Consider the following 18,397-nt stretch of genomic DNA (forward strand, 5'->3'; position numbering starts at 1 on the left):
CTATTCTTCCTCGGCGGCCAGCCCCTTGATTGGCTTCAATGCTGAGCCAAACCTCGCATAGTTGACCTTCACACCATCATCGAGATCGATTTCAAGGCGTTGCGTCGCCAGAGGGTATAGGACGTCCCGCTCGTATCCGTCCAGTTCGTCGATATTCCGGCTGACGGTCTCGATCTCCTTCAGCGCCTTCACCTTCTCTGCCTGCATGGAGGCCGAACTGATACTGATGGCCCCCAGCTGGTTCCGGTGCGCGTCCAGCTTGCGGCGGAACTCGCGCAGATAATCCAGCACCGTGCCCACCGTGTCTGGGCGGTAGCGATGCATGTAGATCAGTGCGTTAAACGTGCCCTTGCACGACGAGAATAGCCAATAGATGGGGCGCTTCTTGTAGTGCCGCACATGGTCGTCATAAAAGTCGCGCAGGAAGTAGCGGCGAATCTCCTTTCCGAGCGCTGTCTCAATGAAGGCCAAATTTTCGGCGAAGTGGTCTTCGCCGAAGGTCGTGCGCAGGAATTTACGGAAGCGCTCGGTGATGTCGTCTGAGAACCAGGCGCCGTCAAGGATGGGGATCACGTTGTCTACGTCTGGCGAGAACGCCGAGTCTGAGATGCGGTTCATATAGTCTTTGAATCCTTGACCTCGGTTAGCAAGGATCAGGCCCGGCGCGTCGAGGCTATACCGGCCAAACATGCAGCCCACAGCGTAAGACAAGAACGCGCGAAGCGTATCGGCCAAAAGCAGCGCCTCTAATTCGCCGGGCGTCTTTTTGCCACCAAAGCGATAGGCCGGATTGCAGTTCAGGGTGATCTCCTCCAGCGGCACCTGCGGCGTTAGTTCGTCAGTCAAACCATAAGCGTCGATGAAGATGCGGTTATTCTCTTCCTCTAGCTGCTGCACCTCGTCAGTCATCCCCTGCCAATGCTTGCGCAGAGCTGCATAGGTCTGCCCAAGCGAGGGCTGGCGGTGTGCGGCATCGAGCAGCGGCAACGTGGTAAAATCCCAAGAGTTTTCGTTGGCATCCCAGTCGGATTTGCTCAGTTCAACCAATCTTCGCAAGTGTTTGGTCGAAACTGTCGCAAATGGAATTCGCGCGATATTGCCTTGCTCATAGTTTATAGTTTCAGAAAAGATCGAAAGGAAAATCGGTGTCACCTTAGAATTAAACAAACCCAGAATGGTGAGTGGATCTCCTCCGGGTTTCTCGAAAGCCTTCATCCCAGCATCGCTAAAAATCGCACCAGCGGGGGAATAACGAGAGCTAAATTCACCGCTCGTTACCTTTCCCCACGTAACACCATGTAAAAAATATTTAGAAGGATTCTTTGCTACAAAATCCGGATTTCCATTCAGGTAAGTATATTTACGAATTATGTTCTTCCTGATCTCATCGCCGTCGTTTTTCCAATTTACTATTTGGGAATTGTTCCCATACCACTTTCGGTAGGCTCCGCCTTTGTCTATGGGGAACCACTTGCAATTGGTTGAAATTGCATCCTGGGTGCTTTCGCACCTGAGAGCCAAATTTGAGAAATCAACTTCGCTCCACTCTCTTATGAAACGACTATTATCAGTGGTCGCAAGACCTTGGCACGCTGTCGCTGCTTCCGAGAACGCTGGAAATGACTTGAAAGCATTCTCAACAGGCATACTAATCCAGTAAGATATTGGAAAACCAGGTATCTTCTGGAAATCTGACGGAATTTTCCTATATATCTCTTGACGACTTTCCTTCCGCTTTAGGAATGCGTGGTTTCTATCGTCAACTGCGGGAAGATCTGCCAGCCTAACAAAAGTCCCAGTCTTTCCTGGTGAGTCGACGGAAAATGTAATTCCAACGCCGCGATTATATAGATGTCCATCCGGAAAGCAATTCCATCCAATATGGAGCATCGTTTCGATCGAGTGGTAAAGAAGAATGTGCTTCCTCAAATTCTCATAAGAATTTAGAAACATCCAGCCATCTAAGGTAACTGCCGAAAATAGCCCTTGACGTTTCACTAGAGTCAGACCACGCAGTAAGAACCCGGTCATTAAGTCTGATTTTCCATCAGAAAAGTTTGATTTGAGGAAGGCTGCGAGGTCGTTATTCATGCCGCTTTTGCCCATATAAGGCGGGTTGGCCACCACCACATGATATTTTGAACTCAGATAGTCGGTCATACGGAGCACGGTCTGCACTCGTGCATGTACGTCGCGCAGGAAAAGATTGCCCTCGAGCTGTTTCGAGGCGATCACGCGGGCGACCTGTTCTCCGCTCTTTAGCTTTGGGACGACCAGCGAGCCGAAGTTCTTGGCCTCCGCAAACTGCTGTAGTGTCTCCCGCAGGTCCGCAGTGAATAGGTCACGACCGACTTCAGCCATATATTCGGCTAACTCTCGATCCTCAAAGACGACGTTCTCCAGCACGCAAACATTGGGCTGCACCGGACGTCTCAGGAACCGTTTGCGCCGCCCAGCCGCCTTCATCACCAGCGCGAAGGCCGCCAACGCGCCGGCGCGTTCGTCGATCTCGACGCCATAGAGGTTGTGGGTCAGGATCTTGTCAGGAATCTCCGAGGGGTCGTACCCCTCTTCCTCATAGATCGCATAGAGCAGATCGAACGCATATGTCAGCATATGTCCCGAACCGCAGGCCGGATCGCAGACCTTAATCTCCTCAGGCGAGGAAATGCGCAGGAAATCCTTCTCCGGCTCTTCCTGCGAGATGTAATAGTCCATCTGCGCGGTGAGCTTCGAGCCTGGACGATTGAGCATCCAGAGCCGGCCGAGCGAGTTCTCGACCAGATACCGGACGATCCAGTGCGGCGTGAACAGCTGTGTGGCGGCGGGGATGTTTTCTGGCGTGATCTTCTGGTTCTTCTTTAGCCCGGCGAAGACCTGATCCTTCTTTTCCGAGATGTAGAACTGGTAAAGCCAGCCGATGATCTCGACGTCACGACACGCCTCTGCCGTCATCACCTCGCGCATGTGGGCGAGGATGCTGTCGGAGGACAGCAGATCCTCCGGCATCAGGAGTTCGGTGTAGTCCGCGATCTTCTCGAAAAGGAACGGCATCATCTGATGCCACTGGTTGCACATGGCGACGAGGAGGAGACGGTAAGCTTCCGCCTGTGGATCGCGGCTCGGCCTGCGGCCGTCTAGCAGGGCGGCAACCTCCTCTCTAACCCCCTCCGCAATGTCTTGATCGATGTGGCCGGCTGCCGCCTCAGCTAGGATCTCCGGTCGGGTCTGTCCCTCACCGGGAGATAGCACGCCGACTCGGGTGTGGCCGTTCACGTCCATGAAACGGAGGGCAGAAAAGCGGTTGAACCATGTGTAGGCGACCCGATCGATCACCTGCTCCTTCCCGTTTGTGGCAATTTGCCCTTCGAGTTCCTTCACAGCTTTTGGATTCTCGCGCCGCGCCGCGCTTCCATCGGCAAGCACGTGATCAAGCTTAGTGACGACCTGCTGCATAAGGCTCCGACGTGCCACCTGGGCGAACTTCTTCAGGCCAGCAGTGTCGAGCTTCTTCGGCGTAGCGGTGTCCATCAGACAGTGATCCTTTTGCCGCTCCGGATTTCGGCCAACAGCGACTTACGCATGGATTCGAGAAAGGAGTCGACGTCGGCCTCCGTCTCGATGAATGCCTTGTCGAACGGGACGGACAGCGACGTGTGTGAGATGAATGTCACAGGAGGCTCAATGTTCGCGCCGGGACCGTTCTCGAATCCCTTGGCTGCGCCACGATCGTCATCCTCCGCAGACCGGGCTGCCACATGCTTGGAGGGGGAGGTTGCTCGGGCGAGAAGCTCTGGGTACAGCCTTGTCCGGAAGTCGCCGGCCCGCTCCCTCACCACCGCGATGAACGTGGCCGTGCGAAGAGGCGCTAAGCCTGCCTCAGCCTCCGAAAGAATTCGCTGGCGTTCGCTTTCGGATAGGGCGATCAACTGCGGAAGTCCCTTCAGCTTCGAGACGAGTTCCTCGATCTCCCTGATGGCAGCGGTCCGCTCCAGCCCCAAGCGATCTTCGACAATGCCGCGGGTGCGATCCAGGCCAACCTTGAGCTGCAGGATGTTGCTGTTCCGGAAGCAGGCAGGGTCATCAATGACTCTTCGTATCTCCCGCGCCTCAATATCGCCGGCGTAAGCGAGGTTTGCCTCCTGCTCGCTAAGGAATCGCCTGGCTTCATCGTAAATCGTGCGCTGCTGGCCTTTCATGAACTTCCGAACTGGATCGAGAACGTCCTCTTTCATGTCGAGCAAGGAATCGGCCTGTTTTGGGAGGTCGGTGACGTACCAGCCGTAAGGTTTCCCGGCTGCGTGTCTCACGGATTCGAGGGCGGGTTCCAACGCCGCCAGGAATGGATATCGATCCTTCCGTGCCAGATATCCCTGGATCTCCTGTAAAGTCTGCTGGAAGGCATCTGCCGCCTCCTTGCCGATGATCCGCGCGTCGGTGCCCGAAGGCTGAGTGTCGAAGAACTCGGAATAGAACTCCTTCAGCTGGCGCAGTTGGGCCTGCGAGAACTCCACCTGCGGCTCCAGCACGATGTTGCCGTGAGCCTGCGTGTTCTTCAGCGTTCGTTCGAGCGATTGCCCCTCGAGCAGGTTCCCGTCGGCACGAGCCTCTAACTTTCCTCGTGCAAAAAGGCTGGCGAGGTTGCAAAGGACGGCGGCATATGGCCAGCCATATGGCTTGCGCTCAAATCTTTCCGTGACAGCCTTGACGGTGGTCCGCACGCCGTTACGGCTGTTGCCCTGGATGAAGTTCTGGATTTCCTGCTCGGCTTCGCTCAGTCCCGCGGCCTCGTTCCCGAATAACCCGTCTTCCGCCTGCTTCATAAATCTGCCGAGGTCACTCTCCGAATACTGAACGCCTCGAAGCATGCCGAGGTTGACGTGCACCTTGTCGACGAGAACCTGAAAGCCTTTCATGATCCGGAGCTGGGCATCCTCGGCGCGGATGTCGATCTCCTCGCCCCGGACGAAGAGCCGAGCCTCTGAAAGCAGTGCCTTCAGGCGGCTGGTCAGGTCGCGGTGGCGCTGCGCGTTCTGGGCGCCCTTGTCCCCGATGATCCGCTCGACGCTGGGCTGCAGCGTCGTCGCGCGGTTCTGTCGCACATACTTTTCCGTCCGCTTGTACATCATAATGTCGGTCATCAGGCGGTCATCGGGCTTCAGCACGACAGCAAGCTCGTCGCGCGACATGCTCAGCATTTTGATCGCGTCAGGATTCCCCACGTGCTCGTGAAACGGCGTGTAGAGGCTGATGGCAAGCTCGTGATCGCGACCACTCAGGCGGTCATCGAGGCGTCGAGCATAGGGATAATCGTGCCCGGTTGCCTCATGGCGGATCTTTCGCGACTTGACGATCCCATCGAACACCAGCTGCTCGAATTCCTGGGCGACCTCGGTCAGGTCCACCTCGACGGCCTTGATCTCTTGCTCGATGTCCTTTTCCTCATCCGTCAGGAACTCGAAGAGCTCGCCGTTCCTCTGGATATAAGTTTGCTGCTCGAGGACGCCGACGGATTCCTCCACCTGTTTCCTCAAGCCGGTCACATCCTGGTCGAACTGCTGCAGGAGAAGGATGCAGATGTTCCGGAGAGTTGGCTTGAAGGGCCGGACATATTTGACGAGGAACAGGGCCTTGAGGACGCGCACAGCGAACGGATTGTCCAGGTTTCGCTCGGCAATCTGGATCGATTGCTGAACCCCTGATTTGAGTGCCGACCGAATGCCCTCGAACATCATGTCGAAAGGGGCAATGCCGCCGAGTTCAAGACCAGCGATATGGACCGCAACGTCCTGGAAGACTCCCAGCATCGACCTTTCGCCGACAGAGCTGTGTCGTCCCTCGAAAGAGTTGTGCTCCGACAATGCCTGGATGGACATCTGGAACAGCGAGTACTGGTAGGGAATGAAAGGATAGCTCTGGATGAAATGATCCCGGTCGGCAAAGTTCCGGAAGTGGATCGAGCCGTCGGAGAAGTCGAACAGGGTTTTGAAGTTGCCCGACTGCTTGTGGAAGAGGTCCGACAGCGCGGACACCCCACCTTCAGTCTTCTTCAGCAGCCGCTTTTGGATGACTTCGTCGGCGTTGGCGCTAGTCAACGACATCCGGTTGGCGAAACGCGCCTGGATCTTGGAGAAGTCGTTTTCCTGGCGCTGGGTCAACTCGCCGATCACGGCGCGAATTTCCTGCTGTGCCGTGACGACGATCCATGCTCGGCCACGGCACTTGGTGTTCAGACTTTCCGCGATCGTCTGGAGGTTGGTCATCAGCTTGACGTTGTCGGCGATGTACTGGCCAACCTCGTCGACGAAGAAATTCAATCGGAACTGCGGTCCCTGTCCGTCGATGTAATCCTTCACTTGCTGGGCGAAGTCCTCGATCGAAACCTTGTAGTCGGAGCGGTACTTCCCAAGGATTCCCTCGGCAGACGCCGCGTCGGCGCCGCTTACCTCAGCATAGGCTTTTGCGATGCTCGGACCCTCCAGCAGCGCCTGCTCCCGACCGCGTTCCCACGTCTTTCCGGCGATGCGCTGGTAGACGGTCTTGAAGCCGGCGTATTGCTCTCGGCTGTGGAGATCGCGCTCAAACTGGGCAACATGGCCCTGCTTGCCATAATAGCCGCACATCTCGTCGAAGACCTTCTGGAACACAGCCAGCAGGGCATCGATTTGGGTCTTGGTGATGACGTCCGCCTTCTGGTCGATGTTGAAGAGAATGCTCTTCGAAGGAATCGCGACGGCGCGCTTCAGGTCTGCGCTGAGGATTTCGTTCTCGACGGATTTCTGCAGGAAGATGTCCAGTGCGGGAGTCCCGTCGATCACCCTGTTCTCAAGAACCAGGGCGAGCATCTTCAGCAGGTGCGACTTCCCGGAACCGAAAAATCCGGAAATCCAGACGCCGTTTGCCGTTTCGTAGTTGTTGTAGGCATCGAGAAAATGCTCCAGGCGCTTCTCGACCTCGTTAGTGATGACATACTCCTCCAGCTCCTGGCGGAGACTCGCCTCGTCATCGGCCTTGATGACACCCTCGATCGGACGGTCAACAGGCTTCTCGAAGATTTCCTTCAGATGAATCGGCATCCCCGTCACACCTCGTAGTGGAAGATATTGAAGGCTCGGTAGTACTTGTCGTCGTGCAGCAGCCCGAAGAGGTCGAGAGATGCCCCGGTTTCCAGGCTCTGTGTGTATCGACCGGGAAAGAACATGACTGTGGGCTTTTCCTTGGCCGTGCTCTGGAGATTGTTCAGAACGTTGTGGGACCTAATGTATGGAAAGACCTCGCCCACGCCTGATAGAAAAAGCACAGCGTGATCCTGGGACTCGATCCTCCGGCTGATTTCCGGGACCAAGTGCGCCTCAGGATCGAGTACCCCCTGCAGCAATTCTTTCAGTTCGGCCTTTGACGTTGATTGTTCCAGCTCGAGAATCTGGTCCCAAATTTCCCGCTGCTTCAACAAGTCGATGGCCAGGTCGTAGAGATTGATCTCCAGGGCGACGACACCGCGGTTGGTCAACTGGTTGATCAGTTGTCCGCGCTGCTGCTCCATGGAAACTGCTTCTTCAGGCGCGTACGGGCAGATGAAGAACGGAACTTCGTTGCTCAATCCTTGGCGATTGAGAAACCGCTCGCTCGAGATCACCTTCACGAGGTGTTCGAAGCGCTGTTTCGGCGACGCCAATTCGCGCGACTTCATGCGGACAACCCGGATGCGCCGGGAAAGAAGCGCAACTCCTTGGGCTCGTGTGCGATGATCAAGTCCTGCAGGGCAGGGGAGAGTAGGGTCCTCATGATCTTTCCGGACTGCGAGACGAGATCAGCCTCGCGCAGTATCCGAAACAGGACCTGACGAAGCTTGGCGCGGGTGGAAGGTTTCAATTCCGCCAGTTCGGGATGCCATTCCGCCTTCGCATCGAAGAAGGAATCGAAGTGGTCATATCCCAAATCCTCTTGGAACCTGGCATATCGCTCCTGGAGAATTTCCGACGCGAAATCGGCAACAAAACCGTAGGTGCGGCAGGTCGCCAACCAGAGAAGATGACCCTGCTCGTGTCTGCTGCTGCGTGTGAAGAACTCCAGCTCATCCATATGCAACGACCGGAGCCGGGCAATGATCTCCCGGACGGTGCGCCGGGCCGAACTTTGAGTCCGGAAGGAGAGCGACTGCAGTGCCTGCTCGGCAACGTACGGCCAGTCGGACCGCTCCTGATACGACCGGGCCAGCAGGAGGGATTCGTCGAGGAACAACGATCCAATCGAGAATGACAGACGGTACGTGGCAGGTCCTGTTGTGAGCATCGGGCGGTATTACACTTTGTTTGGGCGGCGGGCATGCAATATCCGAGCGTTATCCCGAGCTAACGGCTCGCGACGGACCGGCGGTCACGTTACGAAATGTGGCTGCCTCCCCCAGGGTCCTGCTCGGACACCGAATCCCGTGGCCATACTAGCGATTTGAGGCAGCGTGCCAACCTTGCACCGCGTCGCATCCTCATGATCGAGAATTGACTTTCTCCATTGCTCGAGAAACGACCAGCTTCTCAAGAGCTGCTACGCGCGCATAGGGCTCCAGGTCTCGCGTGCCGGTTCGGATGGGTCCGCCGAGATGCATTGCGTCTTTCCGACTATTCTGTTCCATCTGTCGCATTACGGCGCCCAGTGCCGCTTGGTCCAGCACCTAAGCGGGGAGGTTTTATAATTACGATTATTATAATCTGGATTATAAAGATGCGCCCTCTGCGGCGTTGCTTCCATCCCGATGCTGTCCCGTTCCACGGACAGCCGGGGCATCACGCTTAGCGCTCCCCGGTCGCACAGTACCAGGCCAAGCTACCGGAATGCGTGTTCTCCCTTTGAATCCGACTATGGCGAAATTCCCAAGTCGGCAGGCTGACACCGTCAGGGGAGTCATGCTTGCCTGGCGCAGCCAAATCACGGATCATCGCCGCCCCGCGAACAGGAACGGCGATGCACCGGACGACCCTCGGCGAATTGATGAGCTGCACCGCTGACGGCAAGCGCTTGGTCGCCCACGCCGCCGATACTGGCGAACCCGTCCATATTTTCAATGCCTTGTCAGGTCTGGCCTGCAACTGCATCTGTCCAGGCTGCGAGCGGAGAATGGTGGCTCACCGCGGCAGCCGCCGACAGCATTTCCAGCACGAGGCGCGCATCGAGGGCCGCACCTGCATCTCCTCCGGCGAAACGGCGCTCCACAAGTTCGCGAAGACGGTTCTTGGACGCGAGTTGGTCCTTATGCTTTCCGCCCTCGACGAGACCGACGGTCCTCACACGGTGCATGTTGTCCGGGAAGGGCGCTTCGAATTCGAGAAGGCGATCCTCGAATGCAGGCAGGGCGAAGTCGTGCCCGACGTGATTTGCCGGATCGGCGACAGGGACCTGCACGTCGAATTCAAGGTTACCCATCCATGCGGCTCGGAGAAGATAGCCAAGCTTAAGGAGATGGATGTCGGCGCGATCGAAATCGACCTTTCAGGCTGCCGTGACCGTCCGCTGGACGAACTGGCTCACGCGATCCTGTTCGAAGCGCCGCGGATCTGGCTGCACAATCCGAAGGCGGCCAAGGCGCGGAGCAAGCTCGCGGAGATGGAGAGCGAGCGGCAGGATAGGATCGACAGCGAAGCCCGGGGCCTGCTGGCGGCGTACAAGGCCGAGGCCGTCGATCTATCCGAGATAGGCGTGTGGGAGGATGGCGCCGTCAATCACGGGCTCGCCGCTGCGGTCGCGGGTGGTGGTGCCGACATCCGAGGGTTCCTGGTCCGCGATGCCGAATGGAAGGCTTTCGTGCTGCTGCAGATGGGTGCCGGCGAGAAGAAAGGCTTCACCCAGAAGAATGCATTGGCCGCCATGAAGGCGGAGGGATGGGTGTCCAGGGATTTCGCGTTCGTCAGGGAGGAGCTGGCTGACCGGATGCGGGAACTTGAGGGCAGCACGCTCAGGGTGCCGTGGGAGGCGCTTGGCGATTACATGAAAGCGATGGAGCGTGAGCGTTATCTGATCCCCGCCGGCGCGTTCGGCAAACGCGTCAAGCGCGGATCGAGGCTTCTCGAGGCGATCGCGGCGGCGAAAGAGCTGAAGGAGCGTCCGGAGAGGCGGACCGAAGATCTGAAAGGCTTGGTTCATGCCGTCCTTGCGTTCGTCCGCGAGCAGTACCGTGAAGGCTTCGTCTTCGAGGATTGGTTCGAACGGAGGGCCGGACCTGAGGGCATCCGCCCCGCCGACGCCATCCACCTGGACAAAGCGGATTGGGAGCGGTTCATCCAGCCGATCAAAAAGCTGCGGACCGACCTCTGGGCTCGCCCGCCGTCGATCTCGGAAGCCTGCGGCCTGCCTGTCGAAGAGGAGGTTGCGGAGAGGCAGGCGGCCCATCGGCGCACCGAGGAAAAACGCGCGGCGGAAGCGCGGCATCGCGAGGACGAGGAAGCCAATGCCCGCGAAGCCGAAGTCGGGAAAGTCGCGCGAGCCATCATGGGGACGGAGGCTACGACATGGATGTCGATGCCTCTGGAAGGCCTAGCTGGCCGATCTCCGGCAGAAACCGCTAGGCGCTCGAACGACGGCATAGGGAGGGTCATTGCGGCGCTTGATCGATGGCGGGACGAGCGCGCCGCCGACACCCGTCGGCTCGATCAGCGCGAGCAGAGCCTGTCCAAGCTTCGGAACGCAGCACGGGAGAGCTTCGGGCGGTCCGATTTCGCAGATTTGTGGATAAGACAGCCTTGCAAGGGATTGGCAGGAAAGAGGCCCGAGGATATCTGCGTCGACGGCCGATCTCTCGAAAAGTGCCTCGAATTCCTTCCTGGCAAGAAGACCCGTCGCGCTTGACCAAGGAGACGGCGCAGCCGCCTCGGGAATACATTCGCCTCGAGGCTGTGAAAAGCGGGCATGATAAAAGGTTTCCATGATGGCAGCCACCTCGATCGTGAGCATGGGTACGGGCACACCTGCCGATGTGCTCCTTCGGCGCGACGCGATCTTTGCTATCAGCCTTGCCGTCAGGATGTTGGCGAACCCGCGTTCCGGCTGGGCAGCGCGCGCTACCCAGCCGGAACGCGGGTAGCGCGCGCTACCGCAACTCGCATCGTGTTATTGGCGAGCGATGCAGCCACGAGTGAGATAGCGCGACAGGGAATGGCACAGCGCGGTCCATCAACGCATCCGGCGGCGGCCAGCAGTTTGATATCCATGTTCTATCGCCTTCACAGGCGAATCACTCGATAGTGCAAAGGCCTTGAGGCGGTTTTCGCCTCATCGCGCCGCAGCGCGGGCAGGGCCTGAAAGTGACCCTAAGAGGTTATGCACAGGTCTAATCCTTTCCTCTAAGAAAATCGAATTCTTGAGCGCCCAGGACTGAGTTCCTGATGGCGAATAGAACGCGTTGTCTCGAATCCTTTTGCTTGGAAGCTAACCAACTGATTTGTTGACATTTCTTCCGCCAGGTCCATCCGGCACCAATCTCGCATTTCGAGTGACCGGCGGCCGGTTCCCATCCTTGCATATTCGTCGCCGACGCCTCCACCCTCGCGTGCGTGTGTGCGGAGGCAACGAATGATGGAAGCCGAGCATAGATAGCAGGGGAAATAGGGATGCCGAGGATAAGTCAGGAAAAGGGACGCGACGGCAAGGCCTCCACCAGACGGATACGCTCGGCGGTGAGGCAGGCTGTGGTTGGGGTGTTCGACGACCTGCGCCGCGATCCTGGTCCGGCTCACCCGGGAAACCCCTTTGTGGCGACCCTGTCTGGCATGCAGCACTCGGGTCGCACTAGCGCGGTCATGTCATATGTCCTTATTCGTGCCGCCTCCGACGCGATGGACCGTGGTCTGTTTCCAGCCGGCACCCCCGAGTGCGATGTAAAAAGTAGGCAAAAACTCGTGGTGGACATCTCCATTCCCGAACTGGTCACCGGAGTGCCACCTAATGTTGCCGCCGAGGCTCTGCGTCAGCCAGCGTTGTTCTTGCAGAGAACGCGGAGGCTCGTGCAGCATGGCACCACTGAACTTGTACTCCTTGAGGGTGTCGACAAACTTCTTCAACAGGCGCTCGATGCCCATGGGAACGTGGGCAACCTCGGCGTTGCGATGGGCCTGGAGGCAGCAAAAGGGTTCGCGCGCATGGTCGGCACCCCTGTCGTCCATCTCTGCGACCCAATTTACAGACAGACGCTCTCGGAAGATCCGTTCTTCTGCCGAACATGGCGATGGGAAGTGGATATGTTCAACATGGACGACGGGGCCAATGCTGAATACATGCTGGAGCGCTTCCGTTCCCTTGGCCTCGTAGGGATCAAGCCAGGAGCTTACCCCATCAAACCAGATCCCACTACAGGAAACATGCCCGGGTTGGTGTTCAACCCGGGCGGTCAACGCCTAGGCCTCGTTTCGCCCCCGGCGCTTGCAGAGGCAGTGAAAAGCTGCGGACCTGGATCAGTCGGCTTCGCGATCGACGTTCGTAAGGGTACTTCATTCGCCGCCATTCTGCACTTCGATCCTACATCCAGGCCAACTGGTACGGAGCGCGCCGTACCCCGTCGACGGATGAATTGAAAGGCTAGGCGAACATTTGATCAAGTCAGGCGAGGCGGCACACAAGCAGGTGTCGAGCTCGATCACCGCGCGCTCAGGACGGCTTGAGAAAGCACACTATGCGGCATTCGCATTACGCGGTTAATGTTGCCTCGGCTTGTTCAATCGGTGTATGCGCGCTGTCTGTCGTTCATCTGCGGTTATAGCTCTCGCACGCTTGGTCGGGCGACCGCGTTTGCGTTTCGCTTGATGTGTGCTCATGCGTCCCAGGGCCGGAGAACCAATAAAGCGATATTCGACGATAACGGACCGGACCTATCGGCATCCAGATCCGGGTCTCGCAGCCGAAACCGTTTGCCGTGAGAAGTCGAAACGCAACGCGCCTTTAAGTCGGTCGTCGACGCCTCATTCTGCGACTGCCCAAAAGCAGAGATCCGCCGGTCATTATTGCGTCTCGGCTTTGGCCGGCGGGCCGAGCTATCGCGCACATGTTGCGCGACAGGCAGCCGGCTTTAAGCTAACGATCTGGGCCACAGACCACGCTGGACGCAGGAAATTACAGAAATGCCTTGCCGATAGAAAGTTTTACCAAACCGATCAATCTACCTGAACATCCGGAAGTGGATGTCCTTTTAGCCAATAGCCATTGCCCACCTGTTGAAACGTATCGCGGTTTTTCCACAGTACCTTGCTTACCAGTGATTGTAGATCCCGAGACGCAGGAGCGGTGCCTGATGCTTCCAAAGCAGCCACAATATCACTCCTGGTCAACGGCCTAGAAGCGCTCGCTATTGCTTCTTTGGCTAGTTCCAAGATTACTTTCGAAGCGGTTGTCTTTCCTTTAGGGCGGCGCGCTTCTGCCTTCACATCGGACAGTCCGCCAGAGTCTCGACCTTTGCCTGTTGGACGGTCTGCTTTGCTCGCCAAAGGCTCCCGCGCAAGCTTGAGACGTTCGAGCGCGAGTTCCTCGGCCTCTAATGCGGCACGCATGTTCCGGACTGCCTCCTCCTGCTTTGCGATCCGCTCATCAATCACCTCGAGGATATCGTCAAACTGCTGGTGAAAAGGATGTTGCCTCTCGTTTCCAACTGAGGACGAAGCTTTCTCCATCATCTTCATGCTCCAATAGCGCTACGGGTCAGCATCAGCCCCTCATCGAATGAGAACGGGACGCGATAAGTCTTGGCTGAGGGTGGAAAAGGTCACGGCGTTGGTCGCATCGGAAGGGACCGCCGAGTCCTTGATTTGACCAATAGATTGGAACAACGGGGTGAGGAAAATCCGCCAAATTTCCACTCGTTTTCCAACGACTCTTTCCAATCGTGGAAAATGTGTTAACCTCTGATTCGGTTGAGGGCCACCCTGGTAGGACAGGATGGCCCTCAGCGACCAACACCCTTTCGTTTTTCCGACGTAGGCAAGGGAGTGGCCGAAACAATGTTTTCACCATAGCACAAGCCTCTAAAGGGCGCCAGCCGGTTTCAGGTCACATGGCTTGCGATGCTTGGCTGTCTGCACCGCGATACGTATCTGTTGTCGCTTCTCCACGCGGGGAATATTGGAAATTCTATTGGAATAAACTTCCAACAGACGCGACCAACCTCGAGCAGAACGTTGTCATCGGCGTAGACCCATAACTCATAAGGCCCGGTCCACCAGGACTCCTTGCTGCAATCTAGGAGTCGGTGACGCTCTCTGTCCAGCCCAATCTAACTGAATCCTTTGGAAATGCTCCCGTCATTTTTTGTGGGCGCAGTTGGAAGGATTCCTAGTCCGCCAGAGGAGACCGAAGATGAGAAAGCATATGCTCCGGCCAACGCCGAAGAGTTTTGACGGCCGCGTCGGGAGGATCGTGACGTCCGAGGACGGAGGCCCGATAAGGCGGATCATAAACGGGCGGTCGAAAAGACCCACCGGGACATTCACCGCCATTAAGGCGGGCGGCCGGGCGATGCCTCACGAATCCGTGGAGGGCGAACTGAGGGCGATGTGGATCGCCGAAGCTGCCACCTGCGTGAGGAAGATGTTGGCCCAGCCACATCGGCTCGAGATTTCCGTGAGTGGTCGTTCACGGCCGCTCCTGTACTTTCCGGACCTTCTGCTGGAGATGGATGAGGCCGCTGCCTCCCGGATTGTCGGCGGGCAACCGTTCGCCCAAGCCATGTTTGCCGAGCCCGAGAATATGGGCGGCAAATACACGAGAACCGTAGTGCTGGAGATCAAGACCGGGGCCGACCGGCGGATGGAGGATGCCGAGTACCGCCTTAAACTCAGCCTGGCACGCAAGCTTTACAGGGGATTGGGTGTCGTCTTCGCCGTCGTGCAGGCCGACCCGGGCCTATTGGCTCCCGATCTTTCGGCGGTGAAGCGGATTGTCATGAACAGGCATGTCGCAATCGACAGCCGGGACATAGAGATCGCGGCATCAAGGGTACAGGACGGGCCGGTCTCACTGGTGGATCTCGCTGCTTCCCTGGGTTCGAGCCATCTGGGTATTTCGAAGGCTTTCGCACTCCACGTCCGCAGAGTGATTTCTATCGACTTGAACGGTCCTGTCGGACCTCAGACCGCCATTCACCGAATGAAAAGTGCCGGGACACGACGCGCTCCTCGAAGCGCTGTCTGGCCAAAAGAACCGTATGCCAAGGCTTAGTTCGAGAAACGACAGCTTCACGTGGGCTCTTTTCTGTCCGCCTCCATAACGATCGTCAGCCTGGAGACATCGATGAGAATTTTCGATTTACGGAAGAGGACGACGTGGCACTTTCCCAAAACGCGCGGTGGCGTGTGCTTCAAACTCGAAGGCAGGAAGCGGAACGACGCATGTCCCCAAGCCTTGGACGACATCGCGGATGAGAACCTTATGCCACAGCAGAGGCTGACGAGGATCAAGGCGCAGATGAGAAGCAACTCGCTTCACTTCCTGACGAGCCGGTATAGCGAGTTCGGTGGCTCACTATCGACCTTCCGGCTTCAAGGGTTCATCGATGCCCAGGGGGACGACATGCAGGCGAATGGCCTGACCTGCAACCGTGCCCCAGTGCATTGCGCCGCGCCTTGACGACTGCCGATGTCGAACGTGCGACCCGGACCGATCATGAAGACTGAGTTGGCTGCATCGGGAGATCCGAGCCGCCCCGACTTGGTGAAGGCTACTAACCATCAAGTCCGGATGACTCTTTCGATTCCTTTCGTATCCGGCCCTCCGCAAGCACCCGTGCACGACGAAAGAGGATTCGCCGAGCCGGGGCGCTTGCCCGCCGAGGATTCGCCGAACGCTTAGCTTGGAGGAGTACCGGATGGATCATCTGGATGTATGTCCGGGGGAGATTTACCTCCTCCCCAAGGTCGACAGCGACGCCTGCTTTGAACTCAAGGGCAAGAAGCGGGATGGAACCTATGTACTGAGGCACGAGCGGACAGGTCGTCAGCAGACCTTCGGACCGGTCGAATTCAGGGCAATGAGGTTCGACGGACGCGCGATACGCATCGGGAAAGCCGCACTTGCCGCGTCCCGGGGGGCACTCCCTGTTGACGTGAACCCTGAAGCCCTAGCCGACGTCGACGACGAGAAACTAACGCCGAAGCAAAGGCTGGCGAGGACCAAGGCGCGTGAATTTCTCGACGAGTGCAGATCGCTTCGCTTTCTGGCGATCCAGCATGATCAGTGGCCCGACGCCTCGAGATCAACCGCGCCGCTTCAACGGTTCATCGACTCGCACTGGGAAGACATGCAGGCGCATGGTCTGACCTGGAAGCCTTCACCAAGCGCATTGCGACGCGCACTGGACCGCTATGGGTGTCACGGTGACCGACCGCTGCAAGCGTTTCTCGATCGGCGTCATAAGCAAAACCAGTCGTCCTTCTGGCACAAGATAGTCCTTGATCTGAAGGGGGAGATGATCCGGCACTTTTGGTCAGCTAGGAAAATCCGTCTCAAGGACGTCGTCAAATTCTTCTTTGGCGAATTCGATCTGGTTTCCCGCCAACGGGAGGCAAGCGGCGAAGCCCCGATCAAACGCCCGACAAAAGAGACCTTGCGTCTCTGGATAAACGCTACGCAGAACTGGAACAACTGGAAGAATAAGTACTCGGAACGGGAAGCGAACCGCAAGTTCCGAGGCCGGGGAAGTGCCGCCCATGCGGACCATATCCTCGAGACGGTCATCATCGACCACACCAGGGTAGATGCATGGGCAAAGGTCCTTGACGACGATGGCAACCAGATCATGGCCGAAAAGCCGTGGCTGACGATAGCCATCGATGTGTGCTCGCGTGTCATTTTATCCGCGATCCTGACCTACGAACCGCCTTCCATCGAGACGATCGCAGACTGCCTGCGCGAAATCCTCGTGCCAAAGCAATGGCTGGTGAAGCGTTTCGGTGAGCAGTGGGGCGCAAATGCCTGTGGGAAACCCTTCACAGTCGTACTCGACAACGATTGGGCACACGTCGGCGTTTCCTTTCAAGTCTGGGCCGAAGCGATGGGCATCGATGTCCTGTACGCGCCAGTCAAGAATCCGGAATACAAGACGATAGGCGAGCGCATTTTCCGAACTGTCAACGAGGAGTGCATTCACAGGCTGCCTGGCGCTTGCCCGTACAAGCCGACCGAAATGTCCGCGCTAGAACTCGAGCCCCGTGCTGAGGACCTGTTCTCGCTCGAGGAGATACGCGAGCGCGTCTGGCTGTTTATCATTACGCAGTATCACACGGAGGTGCACGAAGGCATCGACATGCAGCCGGCCCGGGCATGGGACCGGGGGGTCGAGCGTGGTGAGTGGGAGACAGTCGACGACATAACTGCGGCCAGCAAATTCCTCGGGCAGATAAAGCGACGCACGCTTGATGCCACGGGCATCCACGTCTGGGGCCATCGCTTCCACGACCAGGCCGCGGTTTCGGCACTGCTTGACAGTCTCCTTCGGTACACTGCTGGCCGTCGTCGCAGGGAGAAACGCCTCGCCAGCGGTACCGTACCCGTTGTCGTCACGCTCGATCCGACGACTTGTGAATACGTTCACGTCTGGGACTACGCGAAGAAGCGCAACGTCAAGCTTTACAACATGGACAGGCGGTTCGCGAAGGACTGCTCCTGGAGGCTGGCCAAGGCGATCCGCAAGGCGGCTGCAGAAGAAAACCGCGCGTTCCTGACCGACGAGGAAATGTGGGAGGCGCGACGCGTCTATGAAGCGTCACTTGTTCCCGCGATCACCGGAGCGTCTCTCCGCGAGCAGCGCAGGCTGCTAAGGCAATTGAAGCCCCGTAAACCCGGCCTGGCCATGGGCAACACGGTGCAGACTGTGGAAGTCACGCCTTCCGTCTCGGGTATGAACAGCGCCGGAATCCCGAACGCATTTCCTGCGTCCATGCGTGACGACGACCGTGTTCCGCCCAAGGGCCCGCGGCGTGGCGGGGCCAAAGTTGGCGTCCGCAAATCCCCCAAGAAAACTCAGCCAAAGGTCACCACGACAAGGGGGAATACTCCGGCAAGCGGCCCGGTAGCAGCAATAGCCGCCCCGACCACGAGAAGTCCCGACAAAGCGGTCTCATGCCTTCAGGATACGGAGGCGCAGGCCCTTCTCGCGGAACTAGCAGCCGATCTCGATTGAACTTCAACCAACGGAGGAATGAACATGGCGATTGCAAGCATTAACGGGCAAGTGCTCGAAACTTTCGGCAAGACGCGCTTGGTCGACAAGGTGATCGCGCCCGACATCGCTCCGTCAGACATGGACGCTGCGGAGATCGCTCAACCACAGAAGTCGCTACTTCATGTCGCGCTGGCCGAGAAGGCGACCATGAAGGGCTTGGCTGCGGCCATCCTTGCGGCGTTCGACACCGACCTTGACTGAAAC

At 57.8% G+C, this 18,397-nt stretch carries 10 protein-coding genes; 5 read left to right on the forward strand and 5 right to left on the reverse strand.

Features of this window, described 5'->3' with window-relative positions; all coding sequences use genetic code 11:
- From pglX to EN850_RS12655, 4 genes are read right to left on the reverse strand one after another with little or no spacing between them, the layout of a single operon-like run.
- Window positions 1-3,531 carry a BREX-1 system adenine-specific DNA-methyltransferase PglX gene (gene pglX, locus EN850_RS12640; RefSeq protein WP_136091390.1) on the reverse strand — a complete coding sequence of 1,177 codons (3,531 nt, stop codon included), beginning with the start codon at window positions 3,529-3,531 and terminating at the stop codon, window positions 1-3.
- On the reverse strand, window positions 3,531-7,076 hold the full coding sequence (gene brxC / locus EN850_RS12645) for a BREX system P-loop protein BrxC (RefSeq protein ID WP_136091391.1): 3,546 nt from the start codon (window positions 7,074-7,076) through the stop codon (window positions 3,531-3,533). Before brxC ends, pglX begins: the two co-directional genes overlap by 1 nt.
- 5 nt (window positions 7,077-7,081) lie before the next feature.
- Window positions 7,082-7,690 carry a DUF1788 domain-containing protein gene (locus EN850_RS12650; RefSeq protein ID WP_136091392.1) on the reverse strand — a complete coding sequence of 203 codons (609 nt, stop codon included), beginning with the start codon at window positions 7,688-7,690 and terminating at the stop codon, window positions 7,082-7,084.
- Complete coding sequence (locus tag EN850_RS12655; RefSeq protein WP_136091393.1) at window positions 7,687-8,292, reverse strand: DUF1819 family protein; 606 nt, start codon at window positions 8,290-8,292, stop codon at window positions 7,687-7,689. The genes EN850_RS12650 and EN850_RS12655 overlap by 4 nt, the downstream gene beginning before the upstream one ends.
- A gap of 669 nt (window positions 8,293-8,961) precedes the next feature.
- Between EN850_RS12655 and EN850_RS12660 the strand changes: the two genes are divergently transcribed.
- Together EN850_RS12660 and EN850_RS12665 are read left to right on the forward strand one after the other, a co-directional pair.
- Window positions 8,962-10,839 carry an antitoxin Xre/MbcA/ParS toxin-binding domain-containing protein gene (locus EN850_RS12660; protein WP_136091394.1) on the forward strand — a complete coding sequence of 626 codons (1,878 nt, stop codon included), beginning with the start codon at window positions 8,962-8,964 and terminating at the stop codon, window positions 10,837-10,839.
- Between the two features lie 950 nt (window positions 10,840-11,789).
- The gene (locus EN850_RS12665) at window positions 11,790-12,560 is read left to right on the forward strand and encodes a hypothetical protein (protein WP_136091395.1); all 771 of its coding nucleotides are present in this window, start codon (window positions 11,790-11,792) and stop codon (window positions 12,558-12,560) included.
- 576 nt (window positions 12,561-13,136) lie between these two features.
- Here EN850_RS12665 and EN850_RS12670 read toward each other — a convergent pair.
- Window positions 13,137-13,652, reverse strand: a complete 516-nt coding sequence (locus EN850_RS12670) for a hypothetical protein (protein ID WP_136091396.1) — start codon at window positions 13,650-13,652, stop codon at window positions 13,137-13,139.
- A gap of 679 nt (window positions 13,653-14,331) precedes the next feature.
- On the opposite strand from EN850_RS12670, the gene EN850_RS12675 reads away from it, so the two are divergent.
- From EN850_RS12675 to EN850_RS12685, 3 genes are all read left to right on the forward strand, one after another.
- Window positions 14,332-15,192 carry a hypothetical protein gene (locus tag EN850_RS12675; protein WP_136091397.1) on the forward strand — a complete coding sequence of 287 codons (861 nt, stop codon included), beginning with the start codon at window positions 14,332-14,334 and terminating at the stop codon, window positions 15,190-15,192.
- Between the two features lie 646 nt (window positions 15,193-15,838).
- Window positions 15,839-18,151, forward strand: coding sequence for a DDE-type integrase/transposase/recombinase (locus EN850_RS12680; protein WP_136091398.1), 2,313 nt, complete (start codon window positions 15,839-15,841; stop codon window positions 18,149-18,151).
- A 24-nt stretch (window positions 18,152-18,175) separates the two neighbouring features.
- Entirely contained in the window at window positions 18,176-18,394 is a 219-nt protein-coding gene (locus tag EN850_RS12685) for a hypothetical protein (RefSeq protein ID WP_136091399.1), read from the forward strand.
- The last annotated feature ends 3 nt before the right edge of the window (window positions 18,395-18,397 follow it).

This window comes from Mesorhizobium sp. M8A.F.Ca.ET.207.01.1.1 (assembly GCF_004794715.1).
Classification (GTDB): Bacteria; Pseudomonadota; Alphaproteobacteria; order Rhizobiales; family Rhizobiaceae; genus Mesorhizobium.